Annotated in this window: 25 protein-coding genes, 1 other RNA gene and 3 pseudogenes; 18 read left to right on the top strand and 11 right to left on the bottom strand. The window is 61.2% G+C overall.

Annotated features, from left to right (window positions below; all coding sequences use genetic code 11):
* Positions 1-6 precede the first annotated feature (6 nt).
* Complete coding sequence (locus ACZ1HN_RS18800) at positions 7-906, bottom strand: 5-bromo-4-chloroindolyl phosphate hydrolysis family protein (protein WP_472729352.1); 900 nt, start codon at positions 904-906, stop codon at positions 7-9.
* Positions 907-1,165: 259 nt separating this feature from the next.
* The gene (locus tag ACZ1HN_RS18795; RefSeq protein WP_472728586.1) at positions 1,166-2,017 is read right to left on the bottom strand and encodes a pseudouridine synthase; all 852 of its coding nucleotides are present in this window, start codon (positions 2,015-2,017) and stop codon (positions 1,166-1,168) included.
* Here ACZ1HN_RS18795 and ACZ1HN_RS18790 point away from each other — a divergent pair.
* Entirely contained in the window at positions 2,016-2,465 is a 450-nt protein-coding gene (locus tag ACZ1HN_RS18790; RefSeq protein ID WP_472728585.1) for a nucleoside deaminase, read from the top strand. The two genes, ACZ1HN_RS18795 and ACZ1HN_RS18790, sit on opposite strands and share 2 nt — an antisense overlap.
* A 12-nt stretch (positions 2,466-2,477) precedes the next feature.
* Here the strand turns inward: ACZ1HN_RS18790 and ACZ1HN_RS18785 are convergent, their stop codons facing one another.
* Complete coding sequence (locus tag ACZ1HN_RS18785) at positions 2,478-3,170, bottom strand: metal-dependent hydrolase (RefSeq protein WP_472728584.1); 693 nt, start codon at positions 3,168-3,170, stop codon at positions 2,478-2,480.
* Between the two features lie 342 nt (positions 3,171-3,512).
* On the opposite strand from ACZ1HN_RS18785, the gene ACZ1HN_RS18780 reads away from it, so the two are divergent.
* Positions 3,513-4,184 carry a ceramidase domain-containing protein gene (locus ACZ1HN_RS18780; RefSeq protein WP_472728583.1) on the top strand — a complete coding sequence of 224 codons (672 nt, stop codon included), beginning with the start codon at positions 3,513-3,515 and terminating at the stop codon, positions 4,182-4,184.
* Here the strand turns inward: ACZ1HN_RS18780 and ACZ1HN_RS18775 are convergent.
* A complete protein-coding gene (locus tag ACZ1HN_RS18775) occupies positions 4,163-4,576 on the bottom strand; it encodes a VOC family protein (protein ID WP_472728582.1) in 414 nt (137 codons plus the stop codon). The genes ACZ1HN_RS18780 and ACZ1HN_RS18775 overlap by 22 nt on opposite strands.
* 115 nt (positions 4,577-4,691) lie before the next feature.
* Between ACZ1HN_RS18775 and gatC the strand changes: the two genes are divergently transcribed.
* The 5 genes and pseudogenes from gatC (at position 4,692) to rnpB (ending at position 8,472) form a co-directional block, all read left to right on the top strand.
* On the top strand, positions 4,692-4,979 hold the full coding sequence (gene gatC / locus ACZ1HN_RS18770) for an Asp-tRNA(Asn)/Glu-tRNA(Gln) amidotransferase subunit GatC (protein ID WP_472728581.1): 288 nt from the start codon (positions 4,692-4,694) through the stop codon (positions 4,977-4,979).
* Positions 4,979-6,462 (top strand): annotated as a pseudogene (gene gatA / locus ACZ1HN_RS18765) (Asp-tRNA(Asn)/Glu-tRNA(Gln) amidotransferase subunit GatA). Before gatC ends, gatA begins: the two are co-directional and overlap by 1 nt.
* Before the next feature lie 34 nt (positions 6,463-6,496).
* Positions 6,497-7,324 (top strand): hypothetical protein, encoded by an 828-nt coding sequence (locus tag ACZ1HN_RS18760; RefSeq protein ID WP_472728580.1) that lies wholly within the window; start codon positions 6,497-6,499, stop codon positions 7,322-7,324.
* Positions 7,285-7,986: an N-acetylmuramoyl-L-alanine amidase gene (locus ACZ1HN_RS18755; RefSeq protein ID WP_472728579.1), complete on the top strand. Its 702-nt coding sequence runs from the start codon at positions 7,285-7,287 to the stop codon at positions 7,984-7,986. Before ACZ1HN_RS18760 ends, ACZ1HN_RS18755 begins: the two co-directional genes overlap by 40 nt.
* Positions 7,987-8,097: 111 nt before the next feature.
* Positions 8,098-8,472, top strand: an RNA gene (gene rnpB / locus ACZ1HN_RS18750) — RNase P RNA component class A.
* A gap of 98 nt (positions 8,473-8,570) precedes the next feature.
* Here rnpB and ACZ1HN_RS18745 read toward each other — a convergent pair.
* The 3 genes from ACZ1HN_RS18745 to ACZ1HN_RS18735 all read right to left on the bottom strand — a co-directional run bounded on the left by ACZ1HN_RS18745 (position 8,571) and on the right by ACZ1HN_RS18735 (position 10,633).
* Positions 8,571-9,059: a YHS domain-containing (seleno)protein gene (locus ACZ1HN_RS18745; protein ID WP_299202440.1), complete on the bottom strand. Its 489-nt coding sequence runs from the start codon at positions 9,057-9,059 to the stop codon at positions 8,571-8,573.
* Positions 9,060-9,173: 114 nt separating this feature from the next.
* A complete protein-coding gene (locus ACZ1HN_RS18740) occupies positions 9,174-9,545 on the bottom strand; it encodes an SPW repeat domain-containing protein (RefSeq protein WP_299202443.1) in 372 nt (123 codons plus the stop codon).
* A 125-nt stretch (positions 9,546-9,670) separates the two neighbouring features.
* A complete protein-coding gene (locus ACZ1HN_RS18735) occupies positions 9,671-10,633 on the bottom strand; it encodes an AraC family transcriptional regulator (RefSeq protein WP_472728578.1) in 963 nt (320 codons plus the stop codon).
* Positions 10,634-10,898: 265 nt separating this feature from the next.
* Between ACZ1HN_RS18735 and rpmG the strand changes: the two genes are divergently transcribed.
* On the top strand, positions 10,899-11,066 hold the full coding sequence (rpmG, locus tag ACZ1HN_RS18730) for a 50S ribosomal protein L33 (RefSeq protein WP_039682682.1): 168 nt from the start codon (positions 10,899-10,901) through the stop codon (positions 11,064-11,066).
* 71 nt (positions 11,067-11,137) lie between these two features.
* The gene (locus ACZ1HN_RS18725) at positions 11,138-11,614 is read left to right on the top strand and encodes a GNAT family N-acetyltransferase (RefSeq protein WP_472728577.1); all 477 of its coding nucleotides are present in this window, start codon (positions 11,138-11,140) and stop codon (positions 11,612-11,614) included.
* A gap of 4 nt (positions 11,615-11,618) precedes the next feature.
* On the opposite strand, the gene ACZ1HN_RS18720 is transcribed toward ACZ1HN_RS18725, so the two are convergent.
* The 3 genes from ACZ1HN_RS18720 to ACZ1HN_RS18710 all read right to left on the bottom strand — a co-directional run bounded on the left by ACZ1HN_RS18720 (position 11,619) and on the right by ACZ1HN_RS18710 (position 13,338).
* Positions 11,619-12,080, bottom strand: a complete 462-nt coding sequence (locus ACZ1HN_RS18720; RefSeq protein WP_472728576.1) for a cupin domain-containing protein — start codon at positions 12,078-12,080, stop codon at positions 11,619-11,621.
* A 69-nt stretch (positions 12,081-12,149) separates the two neighbouring features.
* Positions 12,150-12,929 (bottom strand): Bax inhibitor-1/YccA family protein, encoded by a 780-nt coding sequence (locus ACZ1HN_RS18715; RefSeq protein WP_299598772.1) that lies wholly within the window; start codon positions 12,927-12,929, stop codon positions 12,150-12,152.
* A gap of 193 nt (positions 12,930-13,122) precedes the next feature.
* Positions 13,123-13,338 carry a DUF1127 domain-containing protein gene (locus tag ACZ1HN_RS18710; RefSeq protein WP_299202458.1) on the bottom strand — a complete coding sequence of 72 codons (216 nt, stop codon included), beginning with the start codon at positions 13,336-13,338 and terminating at the stop codon, positions 13,123-13,125.
* A gap of 124 nt (positions 13,339-13,462) precedes the next feature.
* Here ACZ1HN_RS18710 and ACZ1HN_RS18705 point away from each other — a divergent pair, with 124 nt between their 5' ends.
* The 5 genes and pseudogenes from ACZ1HN_RS18705 (at position 13,463) to ACZ1HN_RS18685 (ending at position 17,759) form a co-directional block, all read left to right on the top strand.
* Positions 13,463-14,347, top strand: a complete 885-nt coding sequence (locus tag ACZ1HN_RS18705) for a LysR family transcriptional regulator (RefSeq protein ID WP_299202461.1) — start codon at positions 13,463-13,465, stop codon at positions 14,345-14,347.
* 434 nt (positions 14,348-14,781) lie between these two features.
* The gene (locus ACZ1HN_RS18700; RefSeq protein WP_299202464.1) at positions 14,782-15,153 is read left to right on the top strand and encodes a helix-turn-helix domain-containing protein; all 372 of its coding nucleotides are present in this window, start codon (positions 14,782-14,784) and stop codon (positions 15,151-15,153) included.
* 56 nt (positions 15,154-15,209) lie between these two features.
* Positions 15,210-16,003, top strand: a pseudogene (gene hisN / locus ACZ1HN_RS18695) (histidinol-phosphatase).
* A complete protein-coding gene (locus tag ACZ1HN_RS18690) occupies positions 16,000-17,340 on the top strand; it encodes an 8-oxoguanine deaminase (RefSeq protein WP_472728575.1) in 1,341 nt (446 codons plus the stop codon). The pseudogene hisN and the gene ACZ1HN_RS18690 overlap by 4 nt, the downstream one beginning before the upstream one ends.
* Positions 17,337-17,759 (top strand): CAP domain-containing protein, encoded by a 423-nt coding sequence (locus ACZ1HN_RS18685; RefSeq protein ID WP_472728574.1) that lies wholly within the window; start codon positions 17,337-17,339, stop codon positions 17,757-17,759. Before ACZ1HN_RS18690 ends, ACZ1HN_RS18685 begins: the two co-directional genes overlap by 4 nt.
* Here ACZ1HN_RS18685 and guaD read toward each other — a convergent pair.
* The gene (gene guaD / locus ACZ1HN_RS18680; protein ID WP_472728573.1) at positions 17,756-19,042 is read right to left on the bottom strand and encodes a guanine deaminase; all 1,287 of its coding nucleotides are present in this window, start codon (positions 19,040-19,042) and stop codon (positions 17,756-17,758) included. The two genes, ACZ1HN_RS18685 and guaD, sit on opposite strands and share 4 nt — an antisense overlap.
* A gap of 114 nt (positions 19,043-19,156) precedes the next feature.
* Here guaD and mgtE point away from each other — a divergent pair, with 114 nt between their 5' ends.
* The 4 genes and pseudogenes from mgtE to ACZ1HN_RS18660 all read left to right on the top strand — a co-directional run bounded on the left by mgtE (position 19,157) and on the right by ACZ1HN_RS18660 (position 23,018).
* On the top strand, positions 19,157-20,551 hold the full coding sequence (mgtE, locus tag ACZ1HN_RS18675; RefSeq protein WP_472728572.1) for a magnesium transporter: 1,395 nt from the start codon (positions 19,157-19,159) through the stop codon (positions 20,549-20,551).
* A 64-nt stretch (positions 20,552-20,615) separates the two neighbouring features.
* Positions 20,616-21,170 (top strand): annotated as a pseudogene (locus tag ACZ1HN_RS18670) (5-formyltetrahydrofolate cyclo-ligase); the annotation flags it as partial.
* A 115-nt stretch (positions 21,171-21,285) separates the two neighbouring features.
* A complete protein-coding gene (locus tag ACZ1HN_RS18665) occupies positions 21,286-22,095 on the top strand; it encodes a TIGR00282 family metallophosphoesterase (protein WP_472728571.1) in 810 nt (269 codons plus the stop codon).
* Positions 22,092-23,018 (top strand): DMT family transporter, encoded by a 927-nt coding sequence (locus ACZ1HN_RS18660; RefSeq protein WP_472728570.1) that lies wholly within the window; start codon positions 22,092-22,094, stop codon positions 23,016-23,018. Before ACZ1HN_RS18665 ends, ACZ1HN_RS18660 begins: the two co-directional genes overlap by 4 nt.
* Positions 23,019-23,027: the final 9 nt, after the last annotated feature.

Here is a 23,027-nt window from a genome sequence, read left to right as displayed (position 1 = left end):
TTGGTTTTATATGTCATCGGCGGGCGACACGCGCACGCCTTCGCGCTGCAAGCGGTCGCGCAGCACGTCGATTTCGACGGTGAGGTCGGTGCGATCCTCGGTGAGAAGCTTGCGCGTGCGCGCCGCGAAATTTTCCTCGAGATCGTCCAGCAGGGCCGCATAGTCGACGCGAGCCTGTGTGTCGCGGCTGCGGCCGTAGATATCGGCAAACTTGACCGTCGCGTCACGCGCGCCGATCAGGTAGACGCCCAGATATTTGCGGGCGGCGGTCAGGTCGCGGGGGTCTTCCTCAACCGTCTGGATGAGGTCGCGAACGGTGGTCTGGAACTGGTCAAGGCGCAGTTCCATCTTGCGGTCCTGTGCACGTTTCATCGCATCGCGCATGTCGGTCAACAGCTCCTCGGCGCCATCGACGACACGTGCCACGCGGTCTTGCTGGAAGGTATCGACACCTTCCATACCCTTTGATTTCAAGGGATCGATGCCGAAAGCCGCCAGATGCAGCCCAAGGGCTGCGAGGCCATAGAGCACAGGCGCGACAATCCCTGGCTCGGACCGGTAGGCGGCCAGCGCGATTCCGAGGCCCACGAGGAGGGCGGCAAGGATCTTGCGGGGCAGGGCAGGGCGGCGGGCCACCTTGCGGGCGACATATGCCGCTTCGGCCTTGAGACCCTCGCGCAGCATGAACGCGCCACCGGTCAGCGCGGCGGCAGAGGTAAGGGCCGTTATCAGCCCGGTCGCCCCGTCATTCAGCGCCAGGAACACCATGGGCACGGCGGGCAGGAACATCAGGTTCGCGCGGGCACCGACGGGGTCAACGCGCGCCTTGTCAAAGGCGGGACGCTCTTTGGATGTGGGCGTGTCTTTGGGATCGGGGCTGAATTTGCCGCCATAGCGCTGCGCCATATCGTCAAAGCCCCCAAGCAAGCCGGTTGTCACGCCGAACATCAGCGCGATCAGAACCGCGAATGCGATCTTTTGAAAAACGGTTGGCTCCATCCCGTAAGTCCCTGTTGGCTATGAGACATATAGCCGGTTTGCGGATGCAGCACTAGAGGCGCGCGCATGTCCATCATTGCAATAGGGGTGTGACGCGCAAATGACAGGCGCAAGGGGAATTATTTGAGTCTCGCGTCACAAATGGGGAGCGGCAAATGGTGGATGTCTACCGCGGTTTGCGCGTCCGGCGCGGTTTGCCGCGTGGTTTGGCCGGTTGCGCGGCCGGTTCCGGTTCCATGCCCAATTGGTCGCGCATCACCCGGCGGCGCACTTCTTCGACAGTCCCTTGTTTCAGTTCCCCTAACTGGAACGGGCCATAACTGACCCTGATCAGGCGGTTCACGGCAAGGCCAATGCTGTCCATGGCGCGGCGGATCTCGCGATTCTTGCCTTCGCGCAGGCCCACGGTCAGCCATGCATTAGCACCTTGTTGCCGGTCGAGCGTCACCTGCATGGGCTGAAAGCGTTCGCCGTCAACCGTGATGCCCTTGCGCAGTGGTTCAAGCTGCGGGTCGGTGGGACGGCCATTCACCCGCACGCGGTAGCGGCGCATCCAACCGGTTGAGGGCAGTTCCAGCTTGCGCTTGATCCCGCCGTCATTGGTCAGCAGCAAGAGCCCTTCGGAATTGAGGTCGAGCCGACCGACGCTCATCACCCGGGGCATGTCCTCGGGCAGGGCGTCAAAGATGGTCTTGCGCCCCTGTTCGTCCTTCGTGGTGGTCACGAGGCCCGCAGGTTTGTGGTAGAGCCACAGCCGCTCCGGCTCGGGCGCGCTCAGCGGCTTGCCGTCCACGGTGATCTTGTCGGAAGGCGTGACATTCAGGGCCGGGCTGTCGATGCGGTTGCCGTTCACGCTGACGCGTCCGGCAGTGATGATCTCTTCCGCGCCACGGCGGCTGGCAATGCCCGCGCGGGCCAGAACCTTGGCGATGCGATCGCCTTTGGGGGTGTCTTGGGTCATGGGCAGGCCATAGCGGTGGGTTGCGCGCGGGGCAAGCGGCGTGGCAGGGGAAGGCATGGAGTTTCGGTCGTTCATGGATCAGGCGCTGGATGAGGCGCGCGCGGCAGGTGCGCGGGGCGAGGTGCCTGTGGGCGCCGTCGTGGTGTCCCCGCGGGGACAGGTCTTGGCGCGGGCCGGGAACCGGACCCGCGAGATGTCGGACCCAACGGCCCATGCCGAGATGTTGGCGATCCGCGCAGCCTGTGCAGAGGTGGGATCTGAGCGCTTGGTGGGCCATGGCCTGTATGTGACGCTTGAGCCTTGCGCCATGTGTGCGGCGGCCATTGCGGCGGCACGGATTGGCCGCGTGTATTATGGGGCGTCCGACCCCAAATCGGGCGGGGTTGCCCATGGTGCGCGGGTGTTTTCACACAGCCAGGCGCACCATGTGCCCGAGGTTTATGACGGCATCGGCGCGGCAGAGGCCGAAGCCTTGTTGAAGGACTTTTTTGCGTCGCGCCGCTAGTTCTTGACCGCCTTAGAGCGTGATGGGCTGCATCACTTCCGGCTCGATCACTTTGACCCCCGGCAGGCCGTTGCGCAGCACTTCTGCAGATTGTTCGAGAAGTGGGAATGTCTTGTAATGACAGGGAATTACGGTGTCGAAGTGGAAGTACTTCCGGGCGGCATATGCAGCACCCGCCATGTCCATGGTGAAGTATCCGCCCGCAGACAGGATGCCGATATCAGGTCTGTGGTAGTCCCCGATCCAGTCCATGTCGGCATGGATGTCGGTGTCGCCCGAGACGTAGATGGTCTTGCCTTCGCCACGCAGGATGAACCCGCATTCCTGGCCTGCGTACCGCATGGTGTCGTCCGCGCCGATGGAGGAGGAGTGCGAGGCCGGAACGAGGGTTGCCGTGACATCTCCGATACTGATTGTTCCGCCACGGCCAAAGGCGTGCCCTTCGATCGCACCCTGGGCAAAGAGCAGCTTGCCCAACTCGTAGACCGCTGACACCGGCGCGCCCGTCTTCTGACTGATCCCGACGATATCTGCCGTATGATCGAAATGGCCATGTGTCACGAGGATATGGGTTGCGCCGTCGATAGCGGTTTCATGTTGGTCTTCGGTCAGCATGGGGTTGCCGTTGAACCATGGGTCGATCAGCAGGATCTGATCCCCAATCTCGATCCGGAAGCTGCCGTGGCCGAGCCAGATGATGTTCATAACGTGTCCTCCCTTTGGGGCGAGTTTAGCGTCGAATTGAGAGTGCGGGAGCCTCCGGCGGGGATTTTTTTGAAACAGGGAAGATGGGGCCGATTCGCGCCGGGGTTTACCCGGTATTCATGGAGGTTAAGGGCGTATGGCAGGGTGTCACCCTGCGTGCAGCATCCGTACACCCCCTGTACACCCCCAACGTGCGGTAGGGGTAGGGTTAACGCAACGCACGGTGCCTTGAACGGCCACGCCGTTTCAAGACCGCGGGCATTGATTATGACGCATAACCAATTGCTGTGCTCTCCCGCTTTGTCTCTTGACCTGCTGGCGGGGCATCGTAGGTGACGGGTCATGGAATTGTTGCGTGAGATCGACGGGTATTGCGAACGGTTGGGTCCGGGATATTGGGCTGAACCGGTGAATGCCGTGACCAACGCCGCCTTTGTCATTGCGGCGCTTTGGATGTGGCGGCGCAGTGCGGGTGTGCCGATGGCCCGGGCGTTGTCGGTTGTTCTGGGCCTGATCGGGATCGGCAGTTACCTGTTTCACACCCATGCGCAGGTCTGGGCGGCGATTGCAGATGTGGCGCCGATCGGTGTGTTCATTCTGGTCTATCTGTTTGCCGTGAACCGGGATGTCTGGGGGATGCGGCCTTGGGTGGCCGGAGCGGCCACGGCGGCGTTCATCCCCTATGCCGCGCTGACCGTGCCGGTGTTCCAGGGGTTGCCTGTGCTGGGCGTGTCGGCGGGATACATCCCTGTTCCGGTGCTGATCCTGATCTACGCCGTATTGTTGTGGCGGCGTGCCCCGGTCTTGGCGCGGGGCTTTGTCATCGGGGCTTTGATCCTGTTTCTGTCCCTGACGGCACGGTCTGTGGATGAAATGCTATGTGCACAGATCCCGCTGGGCACCCATTTCTTGTGGCACATCCTGAACGGCATCATGTTGGGCTGGATGATCGAGGTGTACCGCCGCTACGTGTCGTCCATAGCTGGACGCAATCAAGTCGTGTCGGACACCTGATGCACTTCGATGACATTGCCATCCGGGTCGTAGAAAAAGATCTGGTCCCAGCCCTCGACAGCCTGGTTGCCCCAATCGGCATAGGGAATGCCCTGTGCGTCCAGATGTGCCTTGAACGCAGCCAAATCGTCGGTGCGGTAGGCGATGTGGCCGTGGCTGACCGGGTTGACCATCTGCCCTGACCGGAACCCCGCCAGCGGGTCCTTTTGCGCAAGATGAGTCTGGATGGCCCCGTCGGTGACAAAGGCAACGTCGCCTGCATATCCCTTTTTCTTTTCCAGCGTGGGCAGGCCGTCGGTTTCCCGGTCCAGCCCGAGGGTGTCGCGATAGAACGCGTCCATCCGCGCCACATCGTCTGTCACAAGGTTCACATGGTGTAGTTTGAGCTTCATGGGGTCTCCTTCCTGTTCAAATCTGTGGCGATTGGTCCGGTGGGGCAAGGGCCAAGGCTTGAAGGTGGTCCATCCCTTCGCTATTGCCCGAACTGACGAGAACACGAGGGGTTTCATGTCCATCGATCAAAGCACCGCCGCCCGTGTGGCGAAACTGGCCCGGATCAAGGTCGAGGAAGACCAGCTTCCGGCGCTGGCGTCCGAATTCAACACCATCCTTGGCTTTATCGAGCAGCTGAGCGAGGTCGATGTGGAGGGCGTGGAGCCCATGACATCCGTGACCCCGCAGCGCCTTAAGCGCCGTGTGGATGAAGTGACGGATGGCGGGCAGCAGAACAAGGTGCTGGCCAACGCGCCTGATGCGCGTGAGGGGTTCTTTGCCGTGCCGAAGGTGGTTGAGTAATGGCTGAATTGAACAAGCTGGGGCTGGCAGACGCCCGTGACGCGCTGCGCAACGGCGATGTAACGTCTGTCGAGTTGACCGAGGCATGCCTGACCGAGATCGACGGCGCGGGTGCGCTGAACGCCTTTGTCCACAACACGCCCGAGATTGCGCGGGATCAGGCCAAGGCGGCGGACGTGCGGATCAAGGCGGGCGATGCGCCGGATATGTGCGGGTTGCCCATTGGCATCAAGGACTTGTTCTGCACCAAAGGTGTGCCGAGCCAGGCCGGGTCGCGCATTCTGGAAGGGTTCCTGCCTGAGTACGAAAGCACTGTAAGCGGCAACCTGTTGGATGCGGGTGCGGTGATGCTGGGCAAGCTGAACATGGACGAGTTTGCCATGGGCTCGTCCAACGAGACGTCTGTTTATGGCAACGCGGTGAATCCGTGGCGTCGCGGCAATGATGATGCAGCCTTGACCCCCGGTGGGTCGTCGGGTGGGTCGGCCAGCGCCGTGGCAGCCGACCTGTGCCTTGCTGCGACCGGTACTGATACCGGCGGATCCATCCGCCAGCCTGCTGCCTTTACTGGCATCACGGGCATCAAACCGACCTATGGGCGGTGTTCGCGCTGGGGGTGGTGGCCTTTGCCTCGTCCCTCGATCAGGCGGGGCCGATGACCAAGTCGGTGCGTGATGCGGCCATCATGCTGGAGGCCATGTGCAGCCATGACCCAAAGGATTCGACCAGCGCAGATCTGCCGGTGCCGAATTTCGAAGCGATGCTGACCGGCGACATCAAGGGCAAGAAGATTGGCATACCGGCGGAATACCGCATGGACGGGATGCCCGAAGAGATCGAGACGCTGTGGACGCAGGGTCGCGAGATGCTGGCCGATGCGGGGGCGGAGATTATTGATATCTCGCTGCCCCACACCAAGTATGCGCTGCCTGCCTACTATGTGATTGCACCGGCCGAGGCGTCCTCGAACCTCGCCCGTTATGACGGGGTGCGCTATGGGCATCGTGCCAAGCTGGACCAGGGCGATGGCATCACCGAGATGTATGAGAAGACCCGTGCGGAAGGGTTTGGTGACGAGGTGAAACGCCGTGTGATGATAGGCACTTACGTGCTGTCGGCAGGTTTCTATGACGCCTACTACAACCGCGCGCGCAAGGTGCGGACCCTGATCAAGAAGGATTTCGAGGATGTGTTCGCCCAAGGGATCGACGCGATCCTGACCCCTGCGACGCCGTCGGCGGCCTTTGGTTTGGGCGAGGCGTCGGATGATCCTGTGCAGATGTATCTGAACGATGTTTTCACTGTCACCGTCAACATGGCGGGCCTGCCGGGCATCGCTGTCCCCGCGGGGACAGATGCCCAAGGGCTGCCCCTGGGCCTGCAGCTGATTGGCCGCCCATGGGAAGAGGGTGATTTGCTGAACACCGCTTATGCGCTGGAGGCCCGAGCCGGGTTTGTGGCAAAACCGCAGAAATGGTGGTAGTCCACTTCGACTGTACCAAAGAAGTGTAGAGCAGATGATACTATTTCGCAGTTTCCTGATCCTCGGCGCCGCAGTCGCTGTATCGGCCTGTCAGCCTGTTGTCCCCGACAGCGGGGGCGGCGTTGTTAACCCGGGCCGCGGCGTTGGTTTCGACAATCCCAACACCTTGGCGGCGCGCGAGGCACGTGATGCGCAATTGGCGTCGGCAGCGGTGCCCGCGGCCCCGGCAGTGGGCGCTCAATCGCTGCCGCCAGCATCTGGTACTCCGTCTGCGGCGGCTACACGCCCTGCGCCTACTGCCACTGCGCAAGGGCGCACAACGCCACGTGCGGTGTCAAACCCGGCGAGCCTGGATGCGGAATTGGCGCAGATCGCGGCCCAGAATGATGCGGCAGCGGCACGTGGCAACTCTGGACAGGCGGTACTCAATGCCAGCCCGTCGAATGCGGCACCCGTGATCCTGAACAATCCCGGTATCTCGGACGAGAACAGTTTTGATGCCGTGGCATCGCGCGAAAGTATCGAAAGCGATGCTGCACGTCTGGAGGCGAACCGCCAGCAGTACCAGGTGGTGCAACCAACCGCGTTGCCGTCACGTGCGAGCAGCACGCAGCCTAATGTGGTGCAATACGCGTTGCAGACCCGGCACCCCAAAGGCACCCGTGTGCATCGCCGGTTCAGCGTCGGCTCGGCCGCGAAGTTCCAGCGCAATTGTGCGGAATACAGCTCTGCCGACGAGGCGCAGATTGACTTTCTGGCCCGTGGTGGACCCGAGCGTGACCGTCGCGGCATTGATCCCGATGGGGATGGGTATGCCTGCGGTTGGGACCCGGCGCCGTTCCGCCGGGCGGCTGGCAACTGATCCGCCACTGGCAGTCTTCGCCGAATTGCGGCCCGCGGCGTGACGGTCTGACGCCGCGCTTTGTCGTGTTGCACTACACGGCGATGGAAACGGCAGAGGCTGCAATTGAACGCCTGTGCGACCCCGAAGCTGAGGTGTCGGCGCATTACGTGATCTGCAGGTCTGGGCGCGTCACTCAGCTGGTGCCGGAAGGGTTGCGCGCGTGGCATGCGGGGGAAGGGGAGTGGCAGGGCCTCTCTGACATGAACTCGCGCTCCATCGGTATTGAACTCGACAATGACGGGCAGGGGCCATTTGCCGAACCTCTGATGCAAAGCCTTGAGGTGCTGTTGCGCATGATCTTGCAAGGTTGGGATATCCCATGCGCCAATGTCATTGGTCATTCGGATATGGCGCCGGGCCGCAAGTTCGACCCCGGCCCCTGGTTCGATTGGGCGCGCCTTGAGACACAGGGGCTTGCCGCACGGCGGGGACATGATCGTGGCCCTGGCGATCCAGACCTTGAGAGTTTTGCAAAGCTGGCCAGATTGGCCGGTTACACCGCTGATACCGATCCCGAAACACTGCTGGCGGCTGTGCGCTTGCGCTTCAGGCCCTTCAAGGCTGGCCCAATCGAGCCGGAAGACTTCACTCCGATCGGACACAGGGCTATGTGGACTTGAGCTCCATGTTTCTTCTGACTGAAAATACCACCGCCGGAGGCTCCCACACCGACAACATGGGCCAAGGACCCCATTGACGCGCCCCCGCTCCCGCACGTAAGGGCAACCGGCGCGGAGGGGCGGATGGCCGCGGCAGAGATGTCGAGGAAAGTCCGGACTCCCAGAAGCAACGGTGCCGGGTAACACCCGGGCGGGGCAACCCGACGGACAGCGCCACAGAAAACAAACCGCCCCACATGCGGGGTAAGGGTGAAACGGTGGGGTAAGAGCCCACCGCCGGGCTGGCAACAGACCGGGCACGGCAAGCCCCACCGGGAGCAATGCCAAATAGGGACCGCGCGCTGGGCAACCAGCGGGGCCGCTTCTGCCCCAGCAGGTCCGGGTTGGCAGCTAGAGGGATGTTGGCAACAGCATCCCAAGATGAATGGTCATCTCGGGCAGGGCAACCTGCCTAGACAGAATCCGGCTTACAGCCCCTCCGCGCACGATCATCTGTCACGAAAAGGGGCAAGTGCCTGCGCACTTGCCCTCGGTATTCAATCCAATCCGAACACGACCGGGTCCGACTGGAATTGAACGCTCTGTCAGAGTTCTTCGACCGGCGTGCTGCGGATGTCCGTCCACTGCGTAGCTGCCTTGGAGATCGTTCCGGCGCGGTCCTTGTTGAATGCTTCGAAGATATCGGCATTCAGGAAGACGTAGAGCTTGTTGTCGATCACGGCGGCATAGTCGGGATCGCCGTCGAACTTCTTGCCCACGGACACGCCGAAGGTACAGAAGCCCCCGTTTTGCGGCAGGTACTCTGCCGGTGCGGCCTTGAATGTCTTCAGGTTGGCTTCGGATGCAAAGCGGTAGGCAACGCCGTCATGGACGACCGTGTGTGCGGCGACACCTTCGACCGGATCACCCGATGCGATGAAGGCTACGGGATCAACACCGTGCAGGCCAAGGGGAGCACCGGCAGCCGTGATACCGGTCGAGACATTGTATTCATCTGCGGCCATGGCTTGCGAGGTGAAGGACAGCGCTGCGGCGCCTGCGATGATGGTGGCAAGTGTGAGAGTACGAAACATGGGTTTTCCTTTCGTTTCGAGGGGTGTTGGGCATAGCCCGGTTGGTTTGGCGCAGCGGCTGCCATGCCAAAGAGGAGGTTGTGAGAGGGAGAGAAGGTTTTAGGGTGGGGGCGCTTAGAGCAGGCCCGGCTCGGCGGTATCAGCCTTGTGCAGAGACACCACCACAGCCACGGTTGCGCCCAGGACCCAGTAGTAAGCGGCGTCGAGGCCGGAGAACCCGAAGAGGAACGGCGCTGCGAGGAATGCGCCACCAACGACACCATCGACGGCGAGGTGCAGTTTGTAGGGCAGGACCCGGATCAGACCGAGATGGTGGTCGGTCAGCACCGTCAGGACAAAGGCCGCAACACCGGTGACAACCGAGAGCCAGAAGGCCATGGGGTGCGATTGCCCCAGACTCAAGAGGCCGGGCATCGCCATCAGACCAACGGCGACGGGGTAGTCGAGATAGGCGTGGATTTCCTTGCTGACAAAGCGCAGTGACATAAGTTTTCCTTTCGAAATCGAGGCGGCGATCTGTGCCGCTGTGATGAAAGAAAGATGTGCGTCTTTGCGTCGAAATTCCATTTTCGAACGTTCAGCTTTCTTGACCGATCGTTCGAATTTCTGGACTAGCTGGCGATCTGGCGCGCTTTTTCGATGTGTTCGTTCCGAAATGCGGCTGGGCTTTGTCCAACTTCGCGTTTGAAGACACGTGCAAATGCTGAATCCGAAGCGTACCCGACGTCGCGCGCAATCTCGGCGATGGGTTTGTTCTGCGTGATCAAGTCCTGCTGTGCGATCTGCATCCGCCAGTCCGTCAGGTATTGCAGCGGCGTCACCCCCATCTTTTGCGCGAAGTGCACCGCGAACCCGGTGCGCGACTGTCCGGCAGCGCGGGCGAGGCTTTCGACGCTCCACCCTTCGGCGGGTTGTTTGTGAAACGCCATGAGTGCCCGCGAGATATGCGGATCGGCAAACCCGGCGAGGCCCGTTTGCGTGGCCGCATCTGTTTCGATGAAGGTACGCAGGGCTTGGGCAAAGATCACTTCGGAGATTTTCTGGGCGATTAGGTCGCTGCCCAGCTTGTCCTGCCCGGTTTCGTCGGCGATCAGCCGCAGCGAAGTTTCCATCCAGCGTCCGGCGCTTTCCCCGTAATTGGGGATCAGGATGTAGTCCGGCAATTGGTTCAGCAACATATGCGTTGCGTGATCCGCCAATGAAAAGTGGCCGCAGATGAGTTGTGTGTCCCTGTCATCCACGGCGCCGCCATAGACCAGGACACCTTCACCACTGTAGCCCGAGCTTTCCAGCACCGTTTCCAGTGGCAGAACGGTATCCTTGTCATGCCGCCCGCTGAAAAGATCGTGGGCGGCCCCGTGCGGGATGATGATCAGGTCGCCTTGGGCCAGCGAGACGGTCGTGCCAGACGGTTTGATGCGCACCCGACAGTCCCCGCGGTGGGCGAAGTGAAAGCGCGCGACCTTCTCGTGCGTGGGCACGGCCACACCCCAGGGTGGGGTGAAGGACGTCCGAAAGTACAAGGTGCCCTTGAGCGTGAGTCGGGTCAGGATATCGCTGAGTGGGTCAAGCATGGTCCCGAGATGGGCATGCAGCAGCCCGCCTGTCCAGCAGTTGGAACGATCGGCACATTAAAGTGAATGCGCGGGCGGGTTTTCGGAGTGGAATCAACCGGGATATTGCCGGTGAGATGGGGGGATACGGAAAAATCGGACTTCGCCCTACGTTCCCGGCCTGCGCGGGGTTGACTCGGGGGGGCACGCGGGTAAAAGCCCACCTCTAGACGAATTTCCCGCCAGCGGGCCGACTTGGCTTATTTGGCGATGCAGGAGACACCAGATGGCCAAGCCAACCACGATCAAGATCCGCCTGAACTCGACCGCAGGCACCGGCCACTTCTATGTGACCAAGAAAAACGCGCGCACCATGACCGAGAAAATGGTCGTACGGAAGTACGATCCCGTGGCGCGCAAGCACGTGGAATACAAGGAAGGCAAGATCAAGTAAGATCGCCCATCCTTCGTGATTTCCAAGGCCGCGCCGCAAGGACGCGGCCTTTTTCTTTTCTGGAGGCTCACGTGATTATCCGACCCACGACCAAGGCAGACATGGCTGCTGTCGATGCGCTGTTGGCGCGGACCTATCCAAAGCTGCTCAAGGCGGACTATCCGCCCTCTGTGCTTGTGACAGCCTTGCCCATCATCAGCCGCGCGCGGCCAGAGCTGTTGGTGTGCGGCACGTATTACGTGGTCGAGGAGGACGGAGCGGTCCTTGGGGCCGGTGGATGGACGCGCGACAAACGTGATTGGCGCCTGGGCCATATCCGACACGTTGTGACCGATGATCGGGCGCTGCGCCGTGGGGTGGGGCGGCGGCTGATGTCACATTGCTTTGATGTGGCGCGCACCGCCGGGGTCAAACGGATGGAATGCTGGGCCACGCGGACGGCGGTGCCGTTCTATGCAGCCGTCGGGTTCGTGGAAGCTGGACCCATCGACGTGCAGTTGCAGAGCGGGATCGTGTTTCCGTCTGTGCGAATGCTGCGCGATTTGTAACCGCCTAGCCTGGTTTGGTGCCTGGCTTGCCATCGAGCGTTTCGTAGCGGCGGCTGTTACTTGTCCGGTCATTGATCAGGACACGGTCCAGCGTGGGATATGTGACACGGTCCTGTGGCGCGCGCGTGCCAATCACGACATAGCGCGCGTCGGCGCGACTGTCGTTGCGCAGGTTGTGGCCCACGGGCGTGCCTGCGGTCCATGTCGCGGCGTCCCCTTCCGTGAGCGTGGTTTCGGTGTTGTCCTCGATCAACGTGACGGTGCCTGATAACATGAGGATCATCTCGTCCTCGGTCGCGTGCCAATGGTTGTAGGAAGAAGACGAGCCCGGTGGCAGCGTTTCGATGAACGCCCCGAACTGTGTAAGGCCGCCCGTATCGCTGATCAACTCGGCGGTGTAAGGGCCCAGCGGATCGTCGGTTTTGCCACGGTCCGTGCGGGCTATGCCGCGCTTGATCACTGTCATGTATCCCCCCTTTGAAATAAAAAAGGCCGGTCGCTTGGACCGGCCTTTTCGTGTGTCTGTATGTGCAGGCTATTCCTGCTGGCCCATGAACATGAGCAGGAACTGGAACATGTTCAGGAACGAGATGTAGAGGCTGAGCGCGCCATCAATGGCGGCTTTGTCCAGCCAGTCCTGATCACCATGTGCGGCATGTGCCACATAGGTGTTCTTGATGTCCTGCGTGTAGAACGCTGTCAGACCCGCAAAGATCAAAACGCCGATGGCTGAGATTGCCATCATCATCACGCCCGATTGCAGGAACAGGTTGATGATCATCGCCACGATCAGGCCGATCACACCCATCATCAGGAAGGTGCCCATGCCGCTCAGGTCTTTCTTGGTGGTGTAGCCATAGAGGCTCAGACCGGCAAAAGCGATCGCGGTGACCAGGAAGGTCTGGGTGATCGAGAACGGCGTGAAGACCAGGAAGATCGAGCTCATCGACACGCCCATGACGGCGGCGAAGATAAAGAAGCCAAGCTGCACGGCGGCTGCAGAGCCACGACGCATCAGCGCGCCCCAGCCGAACAGCAGGAAGGCGAGTGGTGCAAACATGACGACCCAGCGCAGCGGCGTGGTGTACAGCACCGTGCCGAGGCCCGTCAGGTACTGGCCTTCTCGCAGGGCAACGGTTGCACCTGTCGGGTCGGATGTGACAGCGAGGCCAGCAATGGCCCATGCCGCCAATGCGGTGATGAGCATGCCGACCGACATGGTCCCATACACTTTGTTCATATGCGCGCGTAGGCCCGCATCGATCTGGGCGGCGCGTGTACCGGCCGCGGACCGGATCGTATTCAACTCAGCCATGACTGACCTCCAAATTGATACCAATTCCGGCGGCTGATCCGCCGGTCGCGGATTTACGCCCGCGTTGTGCTAAATATCGGGTCAGTTTCCCTTTCATTCAAGGGTTTTTAAGGGCTTTCCTGCCGGTTGGATGCGACATTCCGACCAATTTTGTCATAAATGCCGCACACCGCGCATGGACTGCGCCGGGTTATCAGTCACGCCATGTGGCAGGAACGTCCCAGATCGGCTTTGCGCTTTCGCGTGTAGCGCGCTCTGAATTGATGCCGATATCGTCCAGACGTTGTGCATCCAGGCGGGCAAGGGCGCGGCGGGATTTCCAAACATCAAGGATCATGCTTAGCGTCGGAAGGCGACGTGCCGCAGGCTTCATATTGGTGTGACGGGTGGTGATGTCGGTAAATGCCATCGGGCTGTCCTTTCTAATTCCGTGATGAATGACCGGGGTCAAATCAAGTGTCTTGATGTATATGGGGGAATATGGCACATTCTTAAAGCGAATGTTTTTGATGTGAAGTATCAAGGAGTGTGATGTGAGAAACTTGGACATCACGACGCTTCGGTCGTTTGTCGCGGTCGCCGAAAGCGGTGGGGTGACCCGTGCCGCAGGGTTTTTGCATCTGACCCAGTCGGCGGTTTCGATGCAGTTGAAGCGGTTGGAGGAATTATTGGGCCTTGACCTGTTCGACCGATCCGGTCGGACCATCGCGCTGACCGCCTCGGGCGAGCAGTTGCTGGTCTTTGCACGTCGCATGGTAGCGTTGAACGACGAGGTGATCACCCGTCTGACCGATCAGGCTTATGAAGGTGAGATCACGCTGGGTGTGCCGCACGACATCGTTTACCCGGCCATTCCCCGCGTGTTGAAGCAGTTCCATGCGGCTTTCCCGCGTGTGAAGGTGCAATTGGACAGCTCTTATACACGACGTTTGAAAGCCGAGTTCGCCAAGGGTGCCTGTGACATCATCCTGACGACGGAAACGGGTATGGATGCTGGAGGAGAGCAACTGTGCACAAAGCCATTGTGCTGGGTTGGGGCCCCTGGGGGGTCCGCTTGGCGGCAACGGCCGTTGAAATTGGCGTTTGGGCGGCAATGCACGTTCCGCCCGCGGGTCGTTGAAGGATTGGACGCCGCGGACATCCCCTGGGACGTCGTTGTCGAGACTGAAAGCGACCGCACGATCGAGGCCACGGTCAGCGCGGATCTTGCCGTGCATACCATGATCGAAGGTACTGAACCGCCGCATCTGGATCGGATCGAACACGGGGGGGCGTTGCCTGACCTGCCGATGCACAGCATCAATCTGTATGGTGCAGGTGGGGCTGTGAACGAGGTGCATGACGCGCTTGTCGGTTTCCTGCGTCGCGCTTTTGCGGCACCAGATGCCACGACCTTGCGCGCGGTCGCGAACCGCTGACATCGGGGCGTACCGGGGGGGCGATTGGGCGGAATTCGGCCCATAGAAGCGCATGTCTGTCGTTCCTGCTGACCTGGATAAAATTGTGGTTACTTTGGCAATCATCACGCGTTACCGCGCTGGCGGATCGCCGGGAGTTGTAAGTATTTTGGTTTAGTGTTTTGAAAAGTATAGAGAATTTGACTTTTATTTTGACGTTGGCACCGTTTGGCCCCCTCGATGCGCATGCATCCCGCGGTGCCAATATCACCCACGGCGACACGCCTTATGGCTGAAAGCCGCGCACACAATTCCCGTCAAGCGGGTATCTTTTATTGAAAATTACGTGTGTGATACGTAGTATAACGCCACTGAACACGGCGCGAGAGAACGACACGCGCCATTCTGATGGGCGCAAAGCGCGCCCATAGCGACATCACAGGGTTGGGAACATTATGGCACATTTGGTTGACGTACATGTCGGCAAGCGTATCCGGCAGCGCAGGTGGCTGATCGGGATGACCCAGCAAAAGCTGGCTGACATGGTTGGCATCAAATTTCAGCAGATTCAGAAGTACGAGACCGGGGCAAACCGCGTCAGCGCCTCCCGTCTGTGGGATATCGGAGAAGCGATGGGCGTCCCGGCGGCTTTTTTCTTCGAAGGTCTGAAAGAAGATGTCAGCCAGGCCGCTGCTACCGGAGCTGTTCCCGCCGATATGCTCAGCGACAAAGAGGCGATGGAGCTGGTCCGTACATACTACGCGATCCCTGAAGCACAGCGCCGCCGCCTTTTCGAACTTGCGCGGGTTCTGAGCGACGTCGCCTGACCTTTTCGATGTAGTCCGGGCTTGCGTCACGGGTGCCACTCTGGCACCCGATTGGCATGAGCATTCTTATTTCTGACTTGACCGAAGTGGCCCATGCCATGGCAGATGCGGCCGCTGCGGCCATCCTGCCGCACTTTCGGGCACGCGACCTTGATGACGAAAACAAGGCGTCTGATGGGTATGATCCGGTGACCATTGCGGATCGCGCGGCAGAGCAGGCGATGCGCGCGGTGTTGGCGGACAGACGTCCGGACGATGCTATTCTAGGTGAAGAGTTTGGTGCGCATTCCGGTTCTAGTGGTCTGACATGGGTGTTAGACCCGATTGATGGCACCCGCGGGTTTGTATCGGGGACGCCGACTTGGGGGGTTCTGATCGCCGTTGGTGACGCGACCGGCCCTTTTCTTGGCATGATCGACCAGCCTTACATTCGGGAGCGGTTCTGGGGGCTGACGGACGTGCGCAGATGCGCGGCCCGCTGGGGGAACACGCGCTTGCGACGCGGGCGTCACGTCCGTTGACCGATGCGGTTCTGTTCACAACGTTCCCCGAGGTTGGTACCGAAGCGGAACGTGCCGGGTTCGAGGCCGTGGCGCGGGGCGTCAAGCTGGTGCGCTATGGGATGGATTGCTACGCTTACGCTCTTCTGGCGGCGGGTCAGATCGATCTGGTGATCGAGGCCGGATTGAACAGCTATGATATTCAGGCTCCAATCGGTCTTATTGAGGCGGCCGGGGGGATTGTTACGGATTGGTCAGGTCAGCCTGTGCATGAGGGTGGCCGCGTGGTTGCTGCCGCGAATGCTAATATTCACCGCGCGGCGCTGGACATTCTGGCGGGCCATCTGTGACGGCAACCCTGATCAGGTCCGCGGCATATGTCGTGACCATGGACGATGACCGTCGCATTCTGCGGGATGCCGATGTGCTGTTGCAGGACGGGCAAGTGGCCGAGATCGGGCATGGGCTGGAGGCGGTTGCAGAGGTTGTGGACGGTTCGGGCTGTGTTGTCACCCCGGGCCTGGTCAATACGCATCATCACCTCTATCAGACCCTGACCCGCGCCGTGCCGCAGGCGCAGGACGCGCTTTTGTTCGGCTGGTTGCAGGCGCTTTATCCCATCTGGGCTCGGTTCACGCCTGATCATATGTTCACGTCGGCCCAGATCGGGTTGGCCGAATTGGCGCTGTCCGGCTGCACATTGTCGTCTGACCATCTGTACCTCTATCCAAACGGCGTTCGGCTCGAAGACACGATCGCCGCGGCGCGTGAAGTCGGGTTGCGCTTCCATCCGACACGCGGTGCCATGAGCATTGGTGAGAGTGCGGGAGGGTTGCCGCCGGATATGCTCGTCGAGGATGAAGTAGCCATTCTGGACGATATGGTGCGGGTGATCGACAGCTTTCACGACCCCGCGCCCGGGTCCATGTGCCGGGTGGGTGTGGCGCCATGTTCGCCTTTCTCTGTCAGCCGCGAGCTGATGCGCGATGCGGCGCTGTTGGCGCGTGACAAGGGCGTGATGATGCACACCCATCTGGCCGAGAATGACGAGGATATCGCCTATTCCTTGGCACAGTTCGGATGCAGGCCCGGGCAATATGCCGAGGATTTGGGTTGGGTTGGCCCGGACGTGTGGCATGCGCATTGCGTGAAGCTGGATGCTGAAGAAATCGACCTGTTTGCCCGGACGGGTACGGGTGTTGCGCATTGCCCGTGTTCGAACTGCCGCCTTGGGTCCGGTATTGCGCCGGTACGGGCGATGCGGGATGCGGGCGTGCCCGTGGGTCTGGGTGTTGATGGATCGGCCAGCAACGATGCGGGCAATCTGGTGGCCGAGGCGCGGCAGGCGATGTTGTTGCAACGGGTGGCAAAGGGTGCGGATGCGATGAGCGCGCAGGAAGCGCTGGAGATTGCGACGCGGGGCGGGGCCGACATTCTGGGACGGCCTGAGTGCGGGCGGCTGCAGGTTGGGTGTCGCGCGGATGTCGCTATCTGGGATGTCAGCGGGATCGAAGCAGCGGGCAGTTGGGACCCGGCGGCTTTGCTGCTGGCCGGGCCAACGACGGTGCGTGATCTGTTTGTTGAAGGGAGACAGGTTGTGCGGGATGGTCAGATGACGACGATTGATCTGTCACAGGTCATCGCGCGGCAGAATGAGATGGCCCGAAACCTGAGCGCCACCTTATGAAACATGTTTTGCTGTTCATTGCCCTGATCCTGATGGCTGCCGCCGCAGCTGCCGATCCGACAGCGCTGGCCGCCATCAACGCCGAGCGTGACGCCCAAAACCGCGCGCCACTTATCTATGACAGCAGGCTTGAGGCCGCGGCCCGTGCACATGCACAAGACATGGCGACCGCTGGTTTCTTTGCGCATACAGGTTCGGATGGATCAGACATTGGTCAGCGGTTGGATCGTGTCGGCTATCGCTATTGCTTTGGCGCGGAAAACATAGCCGCAGGTCAACGCAGTTTGGCCGAGGTGATGACGTCATGGATGGGGTCACGCGGGCACCGGCGCAACATCCTGCATCGCAAAGCGCAGGCAGTCGGCCTGGCCCGCGGACCGGGCAACCTGTGGGTTATGGTGCTGGCAGCGCCCTGCTAGCTGCGGCGCGTGCCGCCCACCCAGACATCCGCGATGGCGCGGTCATCGCCCATCATGAGCGTCGGGAACACTGCGTCCCAAATGCTCTCGGCCCGTGTATGACGCTGCGCAATGGCTGGGGTCGAGGCAAGATCGAGAATACACAGGTCACCTGCCAGTCCGGGGGAGATGCTGCCAATCTCGTCCGTGCGGTGCAGCACGCGGGCCGATCCTGCTGTCGCCAGCCACAGAAGCTGTGCAGCATGCACGGCGGTCCCGCGCAACTGTGCGATCTCATATGCAGCGGCCATGGACCGCAGCATTGAGAAGGATGAACCACCGCCTGTGTCCGTCGCGAGGCCCGTGCGCACGCCGCCAGAGGCAAGGCCCATGAGATCGAACAGGCCTGAGCCGATAAAAGTGTTGGACGTCGGGCAATGGACGAGGCCTGCCCCCACCTCGCGCAGTCGGTCGGTCTCACGCGTCTCAAGATGGATCGCGTGACCGTAGAGGCCACGTTCGCCCAAAAGCCCGTGCTGTTCATAGGTGTCGAGGTAGTCGCGCGCCTGCGGGTAGAGGCCACGCACCCATTCGATCTCGTCCACCTGTTCGCTCAGATGCGTTTGCATCAGCGCGTCTGGGTGTTCGGCCCATAAAGCGCCCAGGGCGTCCAGTTGATCCTCGGTCGAGGTGGGAGAGAAACGCGGTGTGATCGCATAGCGGGCGCGGCCCTGACCATGCCATTTCTGCAGCAATGCCTTGCTGTCATCATAGGCCGTCTGCGCCGTATCCCGCAGCCCGCCCGGGGCATTGCGGTCCATGCAGGTCTTGCCAGCGACCACGGCCATGTTGCGGTCTGCTGCGGCGCTGAACAGGGCGTCCACGCTTTCGGGGTGGATCGTGCAGAAGCTTGCAACCGAGGTGGTGCCGTGATCAAGCAGCAGGTCCAGGTAGCGATCCGCTGTTTCATTGGCATAGGTGGCGTCGCCAAACCGCATCTCTTCAGGGAAAGTATAGGTGTTCAGCCAGTCGATCAGGCGTTTGCCCCAGGATGCGATGATGGCCGTCTGGGGATAGTGCGCGTGGGCGTCGATGAAACCGGGGCAGATCAGGTGACCGGGATATTCATAGCGTGTCGCTTGCGCGCCTTGCGTAAGTGCCGCGCTGCCAATGGCGGCAATCTTACCACCCTCAATCAGGACGGCGCTGTCTTCGAGAACGTGGACGGCTTCGTGCCATGGTCGGATGAACGGGTCGCCGTCAAAGGTCAGCACATGGCCGGTCAAAAGATATGCATCTGTCATGGCTGTCTTATGCCGGGGGCGTGCTGAGGGCGCAAAGCGAAATCCGGCCCATTGTCAGCACAAGGGCCGCGCCCTATGGTCGCCCACGACGCGACGGAAAGGGAGACGCACGCCATGTCAGATCAGACCGACGTGATCGATCCCACGACCGACGAGAACGCCTATGTCCTTGAACGCAAGGATGTTTCCGCGATCCTCTATGCCGTCGACATCGAAGACCGCGACCAGCTGACCAAGTTGATGGAGCCGCTGCACGCAGCGGACATCGCCGACCTTCTGGAACAGATCAACGCCTTTGACCGGTCGCGCCTGATCCGGCTGTATGACCGCGAGTTCGATGGCGACATCTTATGCGAACTGGACGAGTCGATCCGGGAAGAGGTGATCGCGGTCCTGAAGCCCACCGTTCTTGCGGATGCCGTGCGCGATCTGGACAGTGATGACGTGGTTGACCTGATCGAGGATTTGGACGACGCGCAGCAGGAACAGATTCTGGATGTGCTGGAAGACACGGACCGGGCACTGGTCGAACAGTCGCTGGCTTTTCCCGAATACTCCGCAGGTCGCCTCATGCAGCGGGAGGTTGTCATGGCGCCCGAGCATTGGACGGTCGGCGAGGCCATTGATCGGTTGCGCAGTGCGAACGAAGAGGAATTGCCCAAGCAGTTCTATCACATCGTGCTGATTGACCCGCGCCTGCATCCGGTGGGCAATGTGACCCTCGGCAAGTTGATGCGGTCGCGCCGGGAGGTGCCACTGGCCGATCTGGTCGAAGACACCTTTCAGGTCATCCCGGCCGGTCAGGATGAAAGCGATGTCGCTTATGCCTTCAACCAGTATCACCTGATCTCGGCCCCGGTTGTCGATGACGAGGGGCGGCTGGTTGGTTTGATCACGATCGACGATGCGATGGCCGTGCTGGACGAAGAGCACGAGGAAGACATTCTGCGGCTGGCTGGTGTGGGTGAGGAATCCGCCTTGTCGGACCGTGTGCGCGAAACAACGAAACGGCGCATCCCTTGGTTGGCCGTGAACCTTGTCACGTCGATCCTTGCGTCGATGGTCATTGCCCAGTTCGAGATGGCGATTGCGCAGATCGTGGCGCTGGCTGTGCTGATGCCGATTGTCGCTTCCATGGGCGGCAATGCGGGGACGCAGTCACTGACGGTGGCGGTGCGGGCCATTGCCACCAAGGATTTGACCGGCGCGAACGTGTGGCGCGTGATCCGACGCGAGGTACTGGTGGGGTTGATCAACGGCGCTGTGTTTGCCGTTGTGATGGGGATTGTCGGGGTGATCTGGTTCGGCTCACCTGCGCTGGGCTACGTGATTGCGGCGGCGATGGTAGTGAACATGGTGGTGGCGGGTCTGGCCGGGACCGGCATTCCGATCGTCCTGGACCGCATTGGCATCGATCCGGCGTTGGCATCGGGTGCGTTCGTGACCACCGTGACGGACGTGGTGGGGTTCTTTGCCTTCCTTGGGCTTGCTGCCTTGGTGTTGTTGTGACGAGGTCGGACGCTGTTTGCCTGCGGCAAAGACGCCCCGCCCGCCGTCCCGATGGAGGCCCTTCATGTCGTTGACCGAGGACAAGGCCGCGATCCGAAAACAGGCGTTTGCTGCGCGCACGGCGGCCTTTGACCTCGACGCCGGGGGGGCGTCGGGCCTGTTGTCATCCGTGTTGGCGGGGTATCGCGGAGTGCCTTTGTCCGGTTACATGCCGATCCGATCCGAGATTGACCCGCTGCCCGTGATGGCGGAGGCGGCTGCGCATGGCCCTGTGGCTGTGCCGGTCATTCGGGGCGCGGGACTGCCGTTGGTGTTTTCGAAGTGGACGCCCGGGTGTGCCATGACAGAGGGGCCGTTCGGGGCACAGATTCCTGCGGTCGAAGACCTGTTCGAGCCTGAGATTGTCATTGTGCCTTTGGTGGCTTTTACCCGCGCGGGTGGGCGTCTGGGGTATGGTGGCGGGTTCTATGACCGCACACTTGAAGGCTTGCGTGCGACACGTGCGACCCTGGCCATCGGTTTCGCTTATGGTGTGCAGGAAATGATAAACCTGCCATTGGAGCCTACGGACCAAACGCTCGACATGATCGTAACGGAGACGGAAGTGATTGAGGTGGGGAGGGGGCCAGCCCCCGGCGCTGATGCGCCGCCCCCGGGATTTTGGGGAAACAGGGAATGGGACAGGTCGTGCCTTTGGACTTGCCGTTCTGCCATATGGAGGCATATGGGGCCGTATGAATTTGCTTTTCTTGGGTGACGTCATGGGCCGGGCTGGCCGACAGGCGATCACCGACCATCTGCCGCGCTTGCGCACCGATTGGAACCTCGATTTTGTCGTGGTGAACGGAGAGAACGCGACCTCTGGCATGGGACTGTCCGGTGCGCATGCCAAGCTGCTGCTTGAGGCCGGGGCGGATTGCGTGACCCTGGGCGATCATGCCTTTGACCAAAAGGACATGTTGCGGTTTATCGAGGAAGAGTCGCGCATCATCCGCCCCCTCAACTTTTCCAAGGCGGCACCGGGTAAGGGCGCGCGCCTGTTCACGGCGCGGAACGGAAAGAAGGTTCTGGTGGCGCAGGCCTTGGGGCAGGTTTTTATGAAGCGCCCCTTTGATGATCCGTTTTCAGCGCTCGAGACCGTCTTCCGCACTCATCCGCTGGGCGGGCAGGCGGACGCGATCATCATAGATTTCCATTGCGAGGCAACGTCCGAGAAGATGGCGATGGGCCATTGGTGCGACGGGCGCGCGAGCTTGATGGTTGGTACCCATACGCATGTGCCCACCGCTGACGCCATGATCCTCTCCAAGGGCTGCGCCTATCTGACTGATGCGGGCATGTGTGGCGATTACAATTCGGTCATAGGCATGCAACGCGACGAGCCGCTGCGCCGTTTCATCACCGGCATGCCCAAGGAACGGTTTCAGCCCGCCCTTGGCTCCGCGACCCTGTCGGGTGTGTATGTCGAAACCGGGAATGATGGCCGGGCCACGCGTATCGAAATGGTGCGCGAGGGTGGTCTGCTGCAAACCAGCCGTCCATGACACGCGAGGCGGCGCTGGGCTTTATCGCCGTCCTGATCCTGTTAGGGGCAGGGTGGGGCCTAACCATGCCGCTGACCAAGATCGCGGTGAGCACCGGCTACCAGCATTTTGGCCTCTTGTTCTGGCAATTGGCGATTGGGGTCGTGGTCATGACGGTGCTGGGGCTACTTCGCGGTGTGCGGCTGCCGCGGGGTCGCGCGCATCTTCGCGTCTATCTTGTCATCGCCTTGATTGGATCCGTGTTGCCGAACTCGGCCAGCTACCAGGCTGCGGTGCACCTGCCATCGGGCATCATGTCGATCCTGCTGTCGATGATTCCGATCTGGGCTTTTCCCATCGCGCTGACCCTTGGGCTGGACCGGTTTGAGTGGCGGCGATTTGCCGGGTTGCTGATCGGTTTGACCGCTGTGCTTGTGATCGTGCTGCCCAACGCCGCGATGACGGGTGCGATCCCTGTCATTTGGGTCGGAGTAGGGCTGATCGCAGGTCTGTTTTATGCGTTCGAGGGCAACTATGTCGCGCGCTGGGGCACTGCGGGCCTCGACGCCATACAGGTTTTGTGGGGCGCATCCATTGTCGGTGCCATCATCGCCTTGCCGCTGGCCCTGTTCAGCGGGCAGTGGATTGATCCGCGCCCACCCTTTGCAGCCCCGGATATCGCGCTTGCCATCAGTGCAACGACGCATGTGCTGGTCTATGCTGGATATGTCTGGCTGGTGGGGCGCGCAGGACCCGTCTTTGCGGTTCAGGTCAGCTTTCTCGTGACGCTTTTCGGCGTGTTCTGGGCGCGCTTGATCCTTGGCGAAGCCTATGCCCCGACAGTGTGGGGCGCGCTCGCTTTGATGATGGTGGGCATGTTTCTGGTCCAACCACGTCGCGCACGGGTTGCAGAGGCTGGTCCCTTGGGGGACAGTGCGCGCTGACATGCGCAA

It is taken from the genome of Tateyamaria sp. GN1-10 (genome assembly GCF_055693845.1).
Note: the sequence above shows the minus strand (reverse complement) of the source record. Positions and strands in the feature narration are given on the sequence as shown.

Excerpts from the sequence above, each read along its gene's own strand:
- ACZ1HN_RS18800 (WP_472729352.1), bottom strand. The coding sequence starts at position 906 with ATGGCGCAGCGCTATGGCGGCAAATTCAGCCCCGATCCCAAAGACACG.
- ACZ1HN_RS18790 (WP_472728585.1), top strand. The coding sequence starts at position 2,016 with ATGGAGTTTCGGTCGTTCATGGATCAGGCGCTGGATGAGGCGCGCGCG.
- ACZ1HN_RS18795 (WP_472728586.1), bottom strand. The coding sequence starts at position 2,017 with ATGCCTTCCCCTGCCACGCCGCTTGCCCCGCGCGCAACCCACCGCTAT.
- ACZ1HN_RS18785 (WP_472728584.1), bottom strand. The coding sequence starts at position 3,170 with ATGAACATCATCTGGCTCGGCCACGGCAGCTTCCGGATCGAGATTGGG.
- ACZ1HN_RS18780 (WP_472728583.1), top strand. The coding sequence starts at position 3,513 with ATGGAATTGTTGCGTGAGATCGACGGGTATTGCGAACGGTTGGGTCCG.
- ACZ1HN_RS18775 (WP_472728582.1), bottom strand. The coding sequence starts at position 4,576 with ATGAAGCTCAAACTACACCATGTGAACCTTGTGACAGACGATGTGGCG.
- gatC (WP_472728581.1), top strand. The coding sequence starts at position 4,692 with ATGTCCATCGATCAAAGCACCGCCGCCCGTGTGGCGAAACTGGCCCGG.
- ACZ1HN_RS18760 (WP_472728580.1), top strand. The coding sequence starts at position 6,497 with ATGATACTATTTCGCAGTTTCCTGATCCTCGGCGCCGCAGTCGCTGTA.
- ACZ1HN_RS18745 (WP_299202440.1), bottom strand. The coding sequence starts at position 9,059 with ATGTTTCGTACTCTCACACTTGCCACCATCATCGCAGGCGCCGCAGCG.
- ACZ1HN_RS18740 (WP_299202443.1), bottom strand. The coding sequence starts at position 9,545 with ATGTCACTGCGCTTTGTCAGCAAGGAAATCCACGCCTATCTCGACTAC.
- ACZ1HN_RS18735 (WP_472728578.1), bottom strand. The coding sequence starts at position 10,633 with ATGCTTGACCCACTCAGCGATATCCTGACCCGACTCACGCTCAAGGGC.
- rpmG (WP_039682682.1), top strand. The coding sequence starts at position 10,899 with ATGGCCAAGCCAACCACGATCAAGATCCGCCTGAACTCGACCGCAGGC.
- ACZ1HN_RS18720 (WP_472728576.1), bottom strand. The coding sequence starts at position 12,080 with ATGACAGTGATCAAGCGCGGCATAGCCCGCACGGACCGTGGCAAAACC.
- ACZ1HN_RS18715 (WP_299598772.1), bottom strand. The coding sequence starts at position 12,929 with ATGGCTGAGTTGAATACGATCCGGTCCGCGGCCGGTACACGCGCCGCC.
- ACZ1HN_RS18710 (WP_299202458.1), bottom strand. The coding sequence starts at position 13,338 with ATGGCATTTACCGACATCACCACCCGTCACACCAATATGAAGCCTGCG.
- ACZ1HN_RS18700 (WP_299202464.1), top strand. The coding sequence starts at position 14,782 with ATGGCACATTTGGTTGACGTACATGTCGGCAAGCGTATCCGGCAGCGC.
- ACZ1HN_RS18685 (WP_472728574.1), top strand. The coding sequence starts at position 17,337 with ATGAAACATGTTTTGCTGTTCATTGCCCTGATCCTGATGGCTGCCGCC.
- guaD (WP_472728573.1), bottom strand. The coding sequence starts at position 19,042 with ATGACAGATGCATATCTTTTGACCGGCCATGTGCTGACCTTTGACGGC.
- mgtE (WP_472728572.1), top strand. The coding sequence starts at position 19,157 with ATGTCAGATCAGACCGACGTGATCGATCCCACGACCGACGAGAACGCC.
- ACZ1HN_RS18665 (WP_472728571.1), top strand. The coding sequence starts at position 21,286 with ATGAATTTGCTTTTCTTGGGTGACGTCATGGGCCGGGCTGGCCGACAG.
- ACZ1HN_RS18660 (WP_472728570.1), top strand. The coding sequence starts at position 22,092 with ATGACACGCGAGGCGGCGCTGGGCTTTATCGCCGTCCTGATCCTGTTA.